This is a genomic window from Pseudomonas spartinae, assembly GCF_965197125.1.
GTDB classification, from domain to species: Bacteria; Pseudomonadota; Gammaproteobacteria; order Pseudomonadales; family Pseudomonadaceae; genus Aquipseudomonas; species Aquipseudomonas composti_A.
The window spans coordinates 126,582-140,904 of the sequence record NZ_CBDAMB010000008.1 but is presented as its reverse complement, the minus strand read 5'-3'; the positions used below and the strand labels follow the sequence as shown (position 1 = coordinate 140,904).

The window sequence follows — 14,323 nt, the reverse complement described above, 5'->3', positions numbered from 1 at the left end:
TTGTTGTAGTTCTTGCGGCCGAAGCTGCAGAACCGGGTCAGTGACCCCGGTCGTGCCCCCGGCAACTGTACCGGAACAGTGTAGAGCGCCGGTTTGCGCCTTGAAAAGCCGGCAGCCGGAGGCGAAACGTGGGGTTGTCGCTAAATTGCAAGGAATGTATAGAAAAACGGCGTGGCCTGAGCCAGCTGACGAGCGTCGTGCGGTTGCCAGGGCATTTGCTGACGCTATCATTGCGCGCCTGCATTCAACGCCATCGACACGGGACACACCATGACGGATCAATCTAGCACCCTCTATGCCAAGCTGCTCGGTGAGACAGCGCCGATTCGCTGGCAGGAACTGCAGCCGTTCTTCGCTCGCGGTGCGTTGCTCTGGGTCGAGGGCAGTCAGGATCTGGTGGCGGTTGCGCAGGCCGTGGCCGAGAACGATCAGGCGCGTGTCGCGCAATGGATGAACCAGGGGCTGTTGTGTGCGTTCGAAGATGCACGGGCCGAAGATCTGCTCACGCGTGACCCTCAGTTGTGGGCGGTCGTGGTTGCGCCCTGGGTGCTGGTGCAGGAAAGGGCAGGGGACTCGACCCTGCACTGAAACGGCGCGCTGAAGGGCTGAAAGTGGCGGGCTAGACTCTTCCGCGTTCTTTTCGGGGTAGCCCTGTCGCAGTGCTATGGCAAAGGAGTGAGCGCCATGTTCGAACCTGGTCATCTGCATCGCAGCAACCTGCCAGCCCTGGGCGGGCAGCCCGGCTACAGCATCGACTTCTACTACGAGGTACGTCAGGACCCGAAAGAGGGGGCCATGCTGCATGGGCGCCTGGTTGGAGAAGTCGAAGGCAAGGCATTCGAGGACGTCTTCGAAATGCACCGCGATACCGCTTTCAATTTTGCCAGTGTGATCTCGCGGCTGATGGCCAAGCATGGCTTGCCGCCCAACCATAGCCCGATCATGCGGGAACATGCCGAGTACGATGCGATCTTCGAGGACATCCGCGCCAAGCTGCACGCCAAGTCAGGGGATGCGGTGAATTTCGAACACCTGGAGCGTGACGGTCTGTAAGGGCTGGTTCGAAGCCTGAGTGAGGGCGAAAAAAAACCGGACTCTGAAAGTCCGGTTTTTTGTCTGCGAGCTACACGTCAGGCTGCGACGAACCCGGCTGGGTAGGCAAGCGATGCCTGGCTGCTCTGTACTTCGGCGATGGTTTCGCGAACGACCTGCTTGGCCAGGCAGGCACACTTGCCGCACTGGCTGGCGATGCCTAGCGTGCCGCGTACTTCACGGTAGCTGCAGCAGCCTTCATAGACCGCATCGCGGATCTGAGTATCGGTGACACCTTCACACAGGCAGACGTACATAAGCAGGGCTCGTCTTGGTGGTTCTGTTCGATGGATCGGATACTAATGTTAATGAGAATGCTTGTCAAAGATCGTATGTGAATGATCGCAGCAGCTGACGAACGGTATTGCGCCGTTGAGCGCGCATTAAAAAACCGGCCGAGGCCGGTTTCTTAATGCGTGCGAACGTTAGCGGTTACTGGTCGAATTCATCCCAGCCGCCCATTTCCTTCCAGCGGTTGACGATGCCGCAGAACAGTTCGGCGGTCTTCTCGGTGTCGTAGCGCGCCGAGTGTGCTTCCTTGCCGTCGAACTCGATGCCGGCCGTCTGGCAGGCCTTGGCGAGTACGGTCTGGCCATAGGCAAGGCCGGCCAGGGTGGCGGTATCGAAGCTGGAGAAGGGATGGAAGGGGTTGCGCTTGATGCCGCAACGCGCCACCGCCGCATTGAGAAAGCCCAGGTCGAAACTGCTGTTGTGGCCAACCAGGATCGCGCGTTTGCAACCAGCCGACTTGATCGACTTGCGCAGGCCTTTGAAGATTTCCCCCAGTGCATGCTCCTCGCTCACCGCCATGCGCAGCGGGTGGTCGAGCTTGATGCCGGTGAACTCCAGTGCCGCCGCTTCGATATTGGCGCCCTCGAAGGGCTCGATGCGGAAGAAGTGGGTGTGGTCCGGGTAGAGGAAACCACCTTCGTCCATGGCGATGGTGGTCGCGGCGATTTCCAGCAGCGCGTCGGTGGCACTGTTGAAACCGCCGGTCTCGACGTCCACGACCACTGGCAGATAGCCGCGAAAGCGCGCCGCCATCGGCGTGCGCGGGCCGGACGGCAGGCTCGGTTCGAGTTCGTCTTCGTACTTGTCCTCGCTCACGCCTGACCCTCCAGCAGTTTCCAGCGCAGGGTTTCGCCAGCGCGCAGCGGTACGACGCTATTGTCGCCCAGTGGCAGGGTGGCCGGTACGGTCCATTCCTCGCGCACCAGGGTGATGCTGTCGCTGTTGCGCGGCATGCCGTAGAAGTCCGGGCCGTGGAAGCTGGCGAAGGCCTCCAGCTTGTCCAGCGCATTGCGCTGCTCGAAAGCCTCGGCATACAGCTCGATGGCGGCATAGGCGGTGTAGCAGCCGGCGCAGCCGCAGGCGGCTTCCTTGGCGTGCTTGACGTGCGGCGCCGAGTCGGTGCCGAGGAAGAACTTGACGTTGCCGCTGGTGGCGGCATCGAGCAGGGCTTCCTGATGCACATTGCGCTTGAGGATCGGCAGGCAATAGAAGTGCGGACGAATGCCGCCAACCAGCATGTGGTTGCGGTTGTACAGCAGGTGATGCGCGGTGATGGTGGCGCCAACGTTGGCCGAGGCCGCCTCGACGAACTGCACCGCGTCACGGGTGGTGATGTGCTCGAACACCACCTTGAGCGTCGGGAAGCGTTCGACCACGCGGGTCAGGTGTTCGTCGATGAAGGCCTTCTCGCGATCGAACACGTCGATCTCGGCGCGGGTCACTTCACCGTGTACCAGCAGCAGCATGCCGACTTCAGCCATGGCTTCGAGGGCCGGGAAGATCTTGTCGATGCTGGTCACGCCCGAGTCGGAGTTGGTGGTGGCGCCGGCCGGGTAGAGCTTGGCGGCATGCACGAAGCCGCTAGCCTTGGCCGCCCGCACGTCCTCGGGGCTGGTGTTGTCGGTGAGGTAGAGCACCATCAGCGGTTCGAAGCGGCTGCCGGCCGGGCGCGCCGCGAGGATGCGCTGGCGATAGGCGTCGGCTTCGGCGGCATTGCGCACCGGCGGAACCAGGTTGGGCATGATGATGGCGCGGCCGAAAGTGCGCGCGGCATCGCCGACTGTGTGTGGCAGCACTGCGCCGTCGCGCAGGTGAATGTGCCAGTCATCGGGACGCAGAAGAGTCAGGCGGTCGGACATGGAGGCTTCCAGGCGGGTAAAACGTGGCCGCATGGTAACTGAAAAGCGCCTGTTCGCGCTCGCGCCGACGCGACAATCGAACGCAGGGGGTCAAGTTTCCGCGCGCCTGACCGATACCCCTTGGGAATGCCGTGAACCGCCGTGGAGTCGACCGTGCGTGTGCCCAATTTGCTTCTGATCAGCCTGCTGGCTGGCATGCCGCTGTGTATGCCAGCACATGCCATCAGCTTCCAGACGCGGCTGGAAAAGGTGGAGTGGACCGTCGAGGGTGATCGGTTCGAATGCCGCCTGAGTCAGACGATCAGCAATTTCGGCAGTGGCGAGTTCGTGCGCCGGGCCGGGGAGCAGGTCACCTTTCGCCTCAAGGCACGTGAGCGCTGGATGGGCGCCGGTTCGGCTACCTTGCTGGCAGCGGCGGCGCCCTGGCAGCCTGGTCGCGGCGACATCAACCTGGGTGTGGTCAGTGTCGGCAATGGCGAGGTGCCGTTCAACAGCTCCCAGGAGCAGGGCGCGCGCCTGCTTACCGGCTTGCTCGAAGGGCGCAGCCCGCTGGTGCGCCACCGCACCCTCAACGGCAGCGAGAATCTGGAGGTGCGGCTGCTGCCGGTGAAGTTTCACAAAGCCTATGACGACTACCAGGCCTGTACCGCGAAGCTGTTGCCAGTCAATTTCGACCAGATTCGCCAGGCGCAGATCGGCTTTCCCGGTGGCGGCATCGACCTCGATCCGATGGCCAAGGCCAAGCTCGATATCATCCTCGACTTCGTCAAGGCCGACCCGAGCATCAACAGTTTCCAGATCGACGGCCATGCCGACAACACCGGCAATCGCCTGACCAATCGCGACCTGTCACGCCGCCGTGCCCTGGCCGTGCAGGAGTATCTGGTGGCCGGTGGCATACCGGTGGAGCAGATCACCATGCGCTTTCATGGCGAGCGTTACCCGCTGGTGCCGAACAACAGCGAAGCCAATCGCGCCAAGAACCGCCGCGCGACCTTGCGCCTCGATCGGGTGCCCGCAGCGCAAGCCCCGTCTCAGAGCGCGCCGCAGACCGCTCCCTCGAGTACACCGGTCGACCCGGCGGGAAGTGCGCCCTCCTGAGCAAAAAAAGCGGGTTGTCGCCGTCGCTTCGTCGTCACAAGCTGTCGCGCCCCTGTAAATTGAGGCGCGAGGCCAGTAGAATCACGGGTTTTACCGTACAACCCGTGGAGTGATGGCATGGCGGACGTCAAAAAGGTAGTTCTGGCCTATTCCGGTGGCCTGGACACCTCGGTGATCCTCAAGTGGCTGCAAGATACCTATAACTGTGAAGTGGTGACCTTCACCGCCGACCTCGGCCAGGGCGAGGAGGTCGAACCGGCCCGCGCCAAGGCCCAGGCTCTGGGCGTCAAGGAAATCTACATCGACGATCTGCGCGAAGAATTCGTGCGTGATTTCGTCTACCCGATGTTCCGTGCCAACACCATCTACGAAGGCGAGTACCTGCTGGGTACGTCCATTGCCCGCCCGCTGATCGCCAAGCGCCTGATCGAAATCGCCAACGAGACCGGCGCTGACGCCATCTCCCATGGCGCCACCGGCAAGGGCAACGACCAGGTGCGTTTCGAGCTGGGTGCCTACGCGCTCAAGCCAGGCGTCAAGGTCATCGCCCCGTGGCGCGAGTGGGATCTGCTGTCACGCGAGAAGCTGATGGACTATGCCGAGAAGCACGCCATCCCGATCGAGCGCCACGGCAAGAAGAAGTCGCCGTACTCCATGGACGCCAACCTGCTGCACATCTCCTACGAAGGCGGTGTGCTGGAGGACACCTGGACCGAGCACGAAGAAGACATGTGGCGTTGGACCAAGTCGCCGGAAGCGGCGCCGGACGTTCCGACCTACATCGAGCTGACCTACCGCGCGGGTGACATCGTTGCCATCGATGGCAAGGAAATGACCCCGGCGCAGGTGCTGACCGAGCTGAACCGCATCGGTGGCGAGAACGGCATCGGCCGTCTCGACATCGTCGAGAACCGTTTCGTCGGCATGAAGTCGCGTGGCTGCTACGAGACCCCCGGTGGCACCATCATGCTCAAAGGTCACCGCGCCATCGAGTCGATCACCCTCGACCGCGAAGTCGCCCACCTGAAAGACGAGCTGATGCCGAAATACGCCAGCCTGATCTATAACGGTTTCTGGTGGAGCCCGGAGCGTCTGATGCTGCAACAGATGATCGACGCCTCCCAGGCCAGCGTGAACGGCGTGGTACGCCTGAAGCTGTACAAGGGCAACGTCATCGTCACCGGTCGCAAGTCCGACGATTCGCTGTTCGACGCCAACATCGCGACCTTCGAGGAAGATGGCGGCGCTTACAACCAGCAGGACGCGGCGGGCTTCATCAAGCTCAACGCCCTGCGCATGCGCATCGCTGCTGGCAAGGGCCGCAAGCTGGTCTAATCTGAGCGACCTGCGCCACAAGAACCCCGGCCATGTGCCGGGGTTCTGCTTACAGGCTGTTGAAAAAACGTAGGCGAGGCAGCCAGTACAAGGAAAAAATAGGCGAGGAAGCGGAGTGTACTTTTGTACATGAGCATTCCGAGCCTGTTTTTAACGCAGTAATGGCAACGCAGGTAGTTTTTCGACAGCCTGTTAAAGAGGAGTAAAACCTGATGAGGCTACTGCACACCATGCTGCGCGTCGGCGATCTGGACACATCCATCGCCTTCTACACCGAAGTGCTGGGCATGACCCTGCTGCGCCGCAAGGATTACCCGGACGGCCAGTTCACCCTGGCATTCGTCGGTTATGGCGACGAGGCGCATAACAGCGTGATCGAGTTGACCCACAACTGGGGCGTCACTGACTACGAGCTCGGCACTGGCTACGGCCATATCGCCCTGGAAGTCGAGGATGTCTACAAGGCCTGCGAGGATATCCGTGGCCGTGGTGGCAAGATCACCCGCGAGCCCGGCCCGATGAAGCATGGCACCAGCATCCTGGCCTTCGTCGAGGACCCGGACGGCTACAAGATCGAGTTGCTCTCGCCCTCTCGCCGTGACTGAACGAGAGATACGAAAAGCCCCGCATCAGCGGGGCTTTTTCTTGCAGCGTCCGACTTCAGATATCGAAGTCGTATTCAGCCAATTGCTTATGCAGGCGACGTTCTTCGAGGAAGTTGTCGATGATGCGGCGCTTGGTCAGGTTGGTTTTGGCAACTTCCACCGCAGGCTCGGCATCGTCTGCATCGTCCGCGACAAAGTCTTCGTCCAGCTCGAGGTCTTCTTTGTCAGTGCTCATCTATTCCACTCCAGGCCAGTTACTGAGGCCATTTGCGCACCTTATAGCGGCAAAAATTGAGCGGGTAAAAAAGATTTTTTCAATCAGGAGATCGTCGGATTCTATAGACGATCAATCGTCGGAAGTCTTGGCCTTGTACTCGCACAGGTCTTCGATGCGGCAGGCGCCGCAGCGGGGTTTGCGCGCGGTGCAGACGTAGCGTCCGTGCAGGATCAGCCAGTGGTGGGCGTCGAGCAGATAATCCCTGGGCACGAACTTGAGCAGCTTCTTCTCCACCTCGACCACATTCTTGCCCGGCGCAATGCCGGTGCGGTTGCTGACGCGGAAGATATGCGTGTCCACGGCCATCGCCAACTGGCGGAAGGCGGTGTTGAGCACCACGTTGGCGGTCTTGCGGCCGACACCGGGCAGGGCTTCGAGATCCTCGCGGTTGTCCGGCACCTGGCTGCCGTGCTTCTCGATGAGTAGGCGGCAGGCCTCGATGACGTTCTTCGCCTTGCTGTTGTACAGGCCGATGGTCTTGATGTACTCGGAAAGTCCCTCGACGCCGAGGGCGTAGATGGCTTCGGGCGTATTGGCCACCGGAAACAGCTTGGCCGTGGCCTTGTTGACGCTGACGTCGGTGGCCTGGGCCGATAGCGTCACCGCTACCAGCAGCTCGAAGGGCGTGCTGTAGGTCAGCTCGGTCTTCGGCTCGGGGTTGTCCTCGTGCAGGCGGCGGAAGATTTCCAGGCGTTTGGCGGCGTTCATTCGATCACTCCGGTGACGCGAACGCGACGACTTTGCGCAGGCAGCTCAGGCGCAGCGGCCTGGGCCCGTTCGGCGGCGATCTGGTCGATGCGGTTCTTGCCGGCGATCAGCAGGCCGAGGACGATGAAGGCTCCCGGCGGCAGGATGGCCAGCAGGAAGCCGCGGTAGTCCTGCACAAGCGTGAGTTTCCAGTCGGCGGCCATGGGGCCGAACAGCAGATGCATGTTGGCGAACAGCGCGCCGGTGCCGAGCAGTTCGCGAATGGCGCCGATCAGCACCAGCACCGTGCCGAAGCCCAGGCCCATCATTAGGCCGTCGTAGGCGGCGCGGGCCGGGTCGTGCTTGGCGGCGAAGCCGTCGGCGCGGCCGAGGATCACGCAGTTGGTGGTGATCAGCGGGATGAAGATGCCGAGGATCTGGTACAGCTCGTAGGTGTAGGCCTGCATCAGCAGTTCGATACAGGTGGTCAGCGCGGCGATGATCATGACGAAGGCCGGCAGGCGCACGGCGGTGTTGACCACGCCGCGCACCAGCGACACGGCGGTGTTGGAACAGATCAGTACCACGGCGCTGGCCAGGGCCAGGCCAAGGGCGTTGACCGTGGAGTTGCTCACCCCCAGCAGCGGGCAGAGGCCGAGCAGTTGCACCAGCGCCGGGTTGTTCTTCCACAGGCCGTTGAGGCTGATTTCGCGGTAGCTGGTCATTGCTCGTCCTCTACCAGGCCCAGCAACTGGGCGCGGTGCGTGTCGAAGTAGCGCAGGGCGCCGTGCACGGCCTTGACCACCGCGCGCGGGGTGATGGTGGCGCCGGCGAACTGGTCGAAGTCGCCGCGATCCTTCTTCACTGCCCAGCCTTCCTCGGCGGGATCGTTCAGGGATTTACCGGCGAAGCCGAGTATCCAGTCGCTCTTGGCCAGCTCGATCTTGTCGCCCAGGCCTGGGGTTTCCTTGTGACTGAGCACGCGCACGCCGGCCAGACGGCCGTCGGCGTAGATGCCCACCAGCAGATGAATGGCGCCGCTGTAGCCGTCCGGCGCGGTCACCGGCAGGATCAGCGCGCTGGGCTGGCCGGCCTTGAGTGCCAGGTAGGCGGACTGTGGGCTGCGGTGGCCCAACTCGGGGGCGTTGAGTTCGATGCGGTTGTCCAGCAGGTGATTGTCGTAGCTGCCGGCCGGCAGGATTTCGGCCAGGGCGCGTACCTGCGCTTCGCGTTCGGCGGCGGCGATACGCTCGGCCGTACCCTGCTGCAGCAGGGCGACGCTGCCGACCGTGCCGATGGCGAACAGGCCAAGCACCAGGGCATTTTTCAGCATCGAGCGGCTGATTTCCGGCAGCATGCTCATTCTCCCAGCTTGAAGCCGCTATTGGGCTTGCGGTGGCCGTAGCTGCGCGGCCGCGTGTAGTAGTCGATGGTCGGTGCCGCCAGGTTCATCAACAGCACGGCGAAGGCCACCGCGTCCGGGTAGCCGCCCCAGGTGCGGATCACATAGACCAGCACGCCGACACCGATGCCGAACACCAGGCGCCCGCGATTGCTGGTCGCGCCGGACACCGGGTCGGTGACGATGAAGAAGGCGCCGAGCATGGTGGCGCCGGTCAGCAGATGGAACAGCGGCGAACCGTTGGAGTCCGAGCCGCTGCCGTTCCAGAACAGCAGGCTCATGACGAACAGCGCGGCGAGCATGCCCACCGGCGCGTGCCAGGTGATCAGGCGCTTGTGCAGCAGGTACAGGCCACCGGCGAGGAAGGCCAGGTTGACCGCCTCGCTGCCGGCACCGCCGAAGTGGCCGAAGGCCGGGTTGCTGGCGTGCAGCTCGTCGATGGTCAGGCTCTTGTTGACCTTGAGCGCGTCCAGCGCGGTGGCCTGGGCCCAGCCGTCCGGCAGATTGGCGATGCCGAGGATGTGCTTGAGGCCATCCAGTGCGGCAACGGCATGTGGCGCTGGCCAACTGGTCATGTCGACAGGGAAGGAGATCAGCACCACCACGTAGCCGACCATGGCCGGGTTGAACGGGTTCTGCCCGAGCCCGCCATAGAGCTGCTTGCCGAGGCCGATGGCGAAGCCGCAGGCGATCAACGTCAGCCACCAGGGCGAGTAGGGCGGCAGGGCCAGGGCCAGCAGCACGGCGGTGACCAGGGCGCTGTAGTCCTTGAGGAAGAAGGCGATCGGGCGCTGGCGCGCAGCCAGCAAGGCGGCCTCGAAGCCCAGGGCGCAGAGGCTGGCCCAGACCAGGTTGAATAGGGTGCCGGCACCGAACAGCCAGGTCAGGGCGAGGATGCCCGGCACGCAGGCCAGCAGCACCTGCAGCATGACCTGCTGGGTACGGTTGCTGCCCGTGGCGTGGGGCGATGTGATGCGGGGCAGGGCCATCGGCGCTCCTGTTACTGCGTTCGTATTGACCGCAGTGGTGTTCATTCCCCGGATTGCATCCGGGCTACGGTTGTCTGTGCCGCCCGGATGATCCGGCGCGACGGGGTATCTTTTGTAGCCCGGATGCAATCCGGGAAAGTTGTCAGGCTTGGTATTCCGCCAGCTTGCGTTCGGCTTCGGCCAGACGCGTGCGGGCTTGCTCCAGCGCATCGGCGGCGGCGTTGTCGTCACGCTCCAGCTTGCGCAGGTCGGCGCGGGCGAAGGCGACTTCGGTCTTCAGGGCTTTCAGCTCGGCATCCACGCCAGGGCGTTCGGTGCGCACCAGCTCTGGCGCGGGCTTGCCCGACGCTGCCTCGGCGGCATGCAGGGCCTGCTCAGCGGCAGCCAGGGCATCGCGTAGCGGCTGCAAGGAGGCTTCATCGGCGCCGGCCTTCTCGGCCTTCTTCAGTTCGGCGCGTTTCATCGCCAGTTCGATCTTGGCTTTCTTCAGCGCTTCGTCGCCGGCGGGTTTAGCAGCGGCAGCGGGCTTTTGGCTGTCCAGCTCGGCCAGCGCTTTCTCGGCGGCATCTAGCTGCTGGCGCACACGGGCGATTTCGGCCTGCTGCTCCTCGTCCGGGGTCTCGAGCTTCTCCAGCTTGCGCAGCTGGGCCTTGAGCATGGCGGCTTCGATCTTGGCCTTCTTCAGTGCCTCGTCGCCGGCGGGTTTGGCAGCGGCAGCGGGTTTCTCGCTGTCCAGTTCAGCCAGGGCCTTTTCGGCGGCTTCCAGCTGCTGGCGCACACGGGCGATCTCGGCCTGCTGTTCGTCGTCCGGGCTGTCGAGCTTCTCCAGCTTGCGCAGCTGGGCCTTGAGCATGGCGGCTTCGATCTTGGCCTTCTTCAGCGCCTCGTCGCCGGCGGGTTTCGGTGCTGGCACGGGTGCCGCTGCCTGGGCGTTGGCCAGCGCCTTTTGTGCGGTTTCGGCTGCAGCACGCAGTTCGGCGACCTGGGCTTGCAGCTCCGGCGTGTCGTGGGCGGCCAGTTGCTTTTCCGCCTTTTTCAGCGCGACCTGGGCCATGCTGGCTTCGATCTTGAGTTTTTTCAGCGCTTCGTCCGCCGGTGAAGCCGCCGCTACCGGAGGGGCTTCGGCTTGCGCCGCCTTGGCACGGGCGGCTTTCTCGGCGCGCGCCTTGCGCTCGGCTTCCTTCTGCTCTTCGGCGCGGCGCAGGCGTTCCTGGCGTTGCTCGAAACGCTGCTTGGAGTGTTCGGCCTTGAGCTGCTTCTGTTCCAGCTCGCGGATTTCCGCCTTGGCCACGCGGTAGTACTGCACCAGCGGAATGCTCGATGGACAGACGTAGGCGCAGGCGCCGCACTCGATACAGTCGAACAGGTTGTGCGCCTTGAGCTGCTCGTGTTCCTGGCCCAGGGCGAAGAAATGCAGCTGCTGCGGCAGCAGGCTGGCCGGGCAGGCCTCGGCGCATTCGCCGCAGCGGATGCAGGGCATGGCCGGTGGTGGTGGCGGCAGCTCGGCGGCGGTGCTGGCCAGCAGGCAGTTGCTGGTCTTGATCAGCGGCACGTCCAGCGAGGGCAGGGTGAAGCCCATCATCGGTCCGCCCATGATCAGGCGATTGAGCTTGCCCTGATCGAGCCCGGCAAAACTCAGCAGTTCGCCCACGGGCGTACCGATCAGCGCCTCGACGTTGCCGGGCCGCACCAGCGCTTCGCCGGTCAGTGTGGTGATGCGCGAGATCAGCGGCTTGCCTTGCAGCACGGCATCGTGGATGGCCACGCAGGTGCCAACGTTCTGGCAGAGGATGCCGATATCGGCGGGCAGGCCGCCGCTGGGCACTTCGACGCCGGTGAGAATCTGGATCAGCTGCTTCTCGCCGCCGGACGGGTACTTGGTCGGGAACACCCGCACCTGATAGTCGCGCCCGGCACAGGCGGCTTGCACTGCGGCGATGGCTTCGGGTTTGTTGTCCTCGATGCCGATCAGCACCTGCTGTGGCTGGATCAGGTGGGTGAGCACGTCGATACCGGCCACCAGTTCGGCGGCGCGTTCACGCATCAACAGATCATCGGCGGTGATGTAGGGCTCGCACTCGGTGCCGTTGATGATCAGTGTGTGGATCTTCTGCGTCGGCCGTGCGGTGAGTTTGACCGCCGTGGGGAAGCCAGCGCCACCCAGGCCGTTGATGCCGGCCTCGCGGATCAGCGTCAGCAGTTCGGCCGGCTCCAGGCTGCGGTAATCGGCGGGTGGCGCCAGCTCGATCCACGCATCCAGACCGTCGCTGTCGATGACGATGGCCGGCGCCAGCATGCCGGAGGCATGGGGGTAGGGCTGCTCACCGATCAAGGCGATGGTGCCGGAGGTCGGTGCGTGCAGCGGCACGCTGACGACACCGTTGGCATTGGCGATCTTCTCGCCCTTGCGCACGCGCTGACCAACCACCACGCAGGGCTCCGCAGCCGCGCCGATATGCTGGCCGAGCGGCAGCACCAGGCGCCTGGGCAGTGGCGCCGGCTGGATCGGCGTGCGGTTGGACAGCTCCTTGCGTTCGGCCGGATGAATGCCGCCCGGAATGTCCCAGATCTTCATGGCGTCAGCGTGGCTTGCCCGCGCTGCGCCCATGTCGTCTTTCGATATGGCGCTCATGCTGCCTGCTCCCGGTCACTGGCGATCAGTTGGCCGGGCGTCAGCGGCTTGTCCCATTTCCAGCTTTGCACGCTGCTACCGACTTCGAGCATGTCGATGCAGTCCACCGGGCAGGGTTCGACGCACAGGTCGCAGCCGGTGCATTCGCTGACGATGACCGTGTGCATCTGCCGCGCCGCACCGACGATGGCATCCACCGGGCAGGCCTGAATGCATTTGGTGCAGCCGATGCACTCGGCTTCGCGGATGAAGGCGACCATCTGCGGCTTCTCGCCTTCCACCGCATCCAGCGGCTCGGCCTCGACGTCGAGCAGGTCGGCCAGTGCAGCAATGGTGGCCTCGCCGCCAGGCGGGCACTTGTTGATCTTGTCGCCGCCGGCAATGGCCTCGGCGTAGGGTTTGCAGCCGGGGTAGCCGCACTGGCCGCATTGGGTCTGCGGCAGCAGGGCGTTGATCTGCTCGGCGATGGGGTCGCCCTCGACCTTGAAGCGCACGGCGGCAAACCCGAGGATGGCGCCGGCGATCAGGCACAGCGCGAGCAGGGCGAGTACGGCGACCAGAACCAGGCTCATAGCTTGATCAGCCCGGAGAAGCCCATGAACGCCAGCGACATCAGCCCGGCGGTGATCATGCCGATGGCCGCGCCCTGGAAGGATTTCGGCACGTCGGCGATGGCGATGCGTTCACGCATGGCAGCGAACAGCACCAGCACCAGGGAGAAGCCCAGGCCAGCGGCGAAACCGTTGACGGTGGCGGTGATGAAGGTGAACTCGGCCTTGTTGGCGTTGAGCAGGGCCACGCCGAGAACGATGCAGTTGGTGGTGATCAGCGGCAGGAAGATGCCCAGCACGCGGTACAGCAGCGGGCTGGTCTTGTTCACCACCATCTCGGTGAATTGCACGGTCACGGCAATTACCAGGATGAAGCTGATGGTACGCAGGAATTCGAGGTCCAGCGGTTTCAGTACGTACTGCTGCACCAGGTAACTGCACATGGCCGCCAGGGTCAGCACGAAGGTGGTGGCCAGCGACAGGCCGATGGCGGTTTCGATCTTCTTCGACACGCCCATGAACGGACACAGGCCGAGGAACTGTACCAATACGAAGTTATTGACCAGGATGGCGCTGACCATGATCAGGACGAGTTCGGTCATCGGGTTGCCGTCGAGTGCACAAAGGCCATAGGAAAAGGGCGCCTATTATCGGGAAGCAGCCCTGGCCATACAAGCCGGATGCGGCGAATCGCCTGCACTTGGCGACCATTCGTCACAGCTCGATTCAGTGGCGGGTGAGGCGTCGCCACAGTTTGCGCAGGCCGAGGGCCACGGGAAACAGCACGATGAGGAAGGGCAGACTGTAGCCGATGAACTCGATCAGGTTGGCAGTGCCTTCGGCGAGATTGTCCTGCAGGCGCGAGAACGCCTCGCCAATGCGGCCCAGGGGTGAACGCTCGTAGGGGCTGCTGAAGCTCAGGGTCAGCAGGTTGGTATCCAGACGCAGCTGCTGCTGGGCGGCTTCTTGCGCTATGGCCTGCAGCTGTACCTCCAGTGCTGCCTGCTCGCGGGCCAGGGCCAGCAGATCGGCCACGGCGAGGTCATCGCGTTGCTCGAACTGTTGCAAGGTTCGTTGCTGGTGCAGCAGTTGTTCATGTTGACGACGGTTGTCGCTCACGGCCTGGGCCAGGTCCTCGGCGCGAGTGCTGCGGCTGACCAGCTCGCCGCCTTCGCTGGCCAGCGCGGTGATCGGCTCGACCCCCTCAGGCACTATGCGTAGGGTGAGGTCGCCACGTGGCGCCTGGCCGCTGCTTTGCTGCGCGGAGATCAGGCTGCAGGTGCCGAAACGCTCGCTCAGGCAGGCTTCGCGGGTGGCGGCGATATGCTCACCAATGCGCTCGGCGGGCAGCTCGATGGCTACATGGTGTTCATAGGCCAGGTAGCTGCCGGCCTTGTTGCGTTCACCTTGCAGGGCGCCGCCAGGTGGAGCCCCCGATTGCTCGGAGCACCCGGCCAACGCGGCCAGCAGCGCCACTACCATCCATGGCTTCATCCTTGCCT

Annotated in this window: 17 protein-coding genes; 5 read left to right on the top strand and 12 right to left on the bottom strand. The window is 63.8% G+C overall.

Annotated features, from left to right (window positions below; translation table 11 throughout):
* Positions 1-270: 270 nt before the first annotated feature.
* Both ACN8M7_RS17895 and ACN8M7_RS17890 read left to right on the top strand, forming a co-directional pair.
* Positions 271-588 (top strand): DUF2288 domain-containing protein, encoded by a 318-nt coding sequence (locus tag ACN8M7_RS17895; RefSeq protein ID WP_061242921.1) that lies wholly within the window; start codon positions 271-273, stop codon positions 586-588.
* 96 nt (positions 589-684) lie between these two features.
* Complete coding sequence (locus ACN8M7_RS17890) at positions 685-1,053, top strand: DUF5064 family protein (RefSeq protein WP_061242924.1); 369 nt, start codon at positions 685-687, stop codon at positions 1,051-1,053.
* Positions 1,054-1,130: 77 nt separating this feature from the next.
* Here ACN8M7_RS17890 and ACN8M7_RS17885 read toward each other — a convergent pair whose 3' ends face one another.
* From ACN8M7_RS17885 to pyrC, 3 genes are all read right to left on the bottom strand, one after another.
* A complete protein-coding gene (locus ACN8M7_RS17885) occupies positions 1,131-1,349 on the bottom strand; it encodes a bacterioferritin-associated ferredoxin (protein WP_004423711.1) in 219 nt (72 codons plus the stop codon).
* Positions 1,350-1,524: 175 nt separating this feature from the next.
* Positions 1,525-2,199, bottom strand: a complete 675-nt coding sequence (gene rnt / locus ACN8M7_RS17880; RefSeq protein ID WP_490261651.1) for a ribonuclease T — start codon at positions 2,197-2,199, stop codon at positions 1,525-1,527.
* Entirely contained in the window at positions 2,196-3,242 is a 1,047-nt protein-coding gene (pyrC, locus tag ACN8M7_RS17875; protein ID WP_061242931.1) for a dihydroorotase, read from the bottom strand. The genes rnt and pyrC overlap by 4 nt, the downstream gene beginning before the upstream one ends.
* Positions 3,243-3,395: 153 nt before the next feature.
* Here pyrC and ACN8M7_RS17870 point away from each other — a divergent pair, with 153 nt between their 5' ends.
* The 3 genes from ACN8M7_RS17870 (at position 3,396) to gloA (ending at position 6,283) form a co-directional block, all read left to right on the top strand.
* Positions 3,396-4,343, top strand: coding sequence for a flagellar protein MotY (locus ACN8M7_RS17870; RefSeq protein WP_061242934.1), 948 nt, complete (start codon positions 3,396-3,398; stop codon positions 4,341-4,343).
* A 117-nt stretch (positions 4,344-4,460) separates the two neighbouring features.
* Positions 4,461-5,678 carry an argininosuccinate synthase gene (locus ACN8M7_RS17865; RefSeq protein WP_490261650.1) on the top strand — a complete coding sequence of 406 codons (1,218 nt, stop codon included), beginning with the start codon at positions 4,461-4,463 and terminating at the stop codon, positions 5,676-5,678.
* 212 nt (positions 5,679-5,890) lie between these two features.
* The gene (gloA, locus tag ACN8M7_RS17860; RefSeq protein ID WP_490261649.1) at positions 5,891-6,283 is read left to right on the top strand and encodes a lactoylglutathione lyase; all 393 of its coding nucleotides are present in this window, start codon (positions 5,891-5,893) and stop codon (positions 6,281-6,283) included.
* Positions 6,284-6,338: 55 nt separating this feature from the next.
* Here gloA and ACN8M7_RS17855 read toward each other — a convergent pair whose 3' ends face one another.
* The 9 genes from ACN8M7_RS17855 to ACN8M7_RS17815 form a co-directional block, all read right to left on the bottom strand.
* Entirely contained in the window at positions 6,339-6,518 is a 180-nt protein-coding gene (locus ACN8M7_RS17855; RefSeq protein WP_004423730.1) for a PA3496 family putative envelope integrity protein, read from the bottom strand.
* A gap of 111 nt (positions 6,519-6,629) precedes the next feature.
* Positions 6,630-7,268, bottom strand: a complete 639-nt coding sequence (nth, locus tag ACN8M7_RS17850; RefSeq protein ID WP_490261648.1) for an endonuclease III — start codon at positions 7,266-7,268, stop codon at positions 6,630-6,632.
* Positions 7,265-7,972: an electron transport complex subunit E gene (locus ACN8M7_RS17845; protein WP_061242947.1), complete on the bottom strand. Its 708-nt coding sequence runs from the start codon at positions 7,970-7,972 to the stop codon at positions 7,265-7,267. The genes nth and ACN8M7_RS17845 overlap by 4 nt, the downstream gene beginning before the upstream one ends.
* Positions 7,969-8,604 carry an electron transport complex subunit RsxG gene (gene rsxG / locus ACN8M7_RS17840; RefSeq protein ID WP_490261647.1) on the bottom strand — a complete coding sequence of 212 codons (636 nt, stop codon included), beginning with the start codon at positions 8,602-8,604 and terminating at the stop codon, positions 7,969-7,971. The genes ACN8M7_RS17845 and rsxG overlap by 4 nt, the downstream gene beginning before the upstream one ends.
* Before the next feature lie 2 nt (positions 8,605-8,606).
* Positions 8,607-9,638 (bottom strand): RnfABCDGE type electron transport complex subunit D, encoded by a 1,032-nt coding sequence (locus tag ACN8M7_RS17835; protein WP_490261646.1) that lies wholly within the window; start codon positions 9,636-9,638, stop codon positions 8,607-8,609.
* Positions 9,639-9,780: 142 nt separating this feature from the next.
* Positions 9,781-12,270 carry an electron transport complex subunit RsxC gene (gene rsxC / locus ACN8M7_RS17830; RefSeq protein ID WP_490261645.1) on the bottom strand — a complete coding sequence of 830 codons (2,490 nt, stop codon included), beginning with the start codon at positions 12,268-12,270 and terminating at the stop codon, positions 9,781-9,783.
* A complete protein-coding gene (gene rsxB, locus ACN8M7_RS17825) occupies positions 12,267-12,842 on the bottom strand; it encodes an electron transport complex subunit RsxB (RefSeq protein ID WP_061242956.1) in 576 nt (191 codons plus the stop codon). The genes rsxC and rsxB overlap by 4 nt, the downstream gene beginning before the upstream one ends.
* Complete coding sequence (gene rsxA / locus ACN8M7_RS17820) at positions 12,839-13,423, bottom strand: electron transport complex subunit RsxA (RefSeq protein WP_061242958.1); 585 nt, start codon at positions 13,421-13,423, stop codon at positions 12,839-12,841. Before rsxA ends, rsxB begins: the two co-directional genes overlap by 4 nt.
* A gap of 124 nt (positions 13,424-13,547) precedes the next feature.
* Entirely contained in the window at positions 13,548-14,315 is a 768-nt protein-coding gene (locus ACN8M7_RS17815) for a DUF4349 domain-containing protein (RefSeq protein WP_490261644.1), read from the bottom strand.
* Between the last annotated feature and the right edge of the window lie 8 nt (positions 14,316-14,323).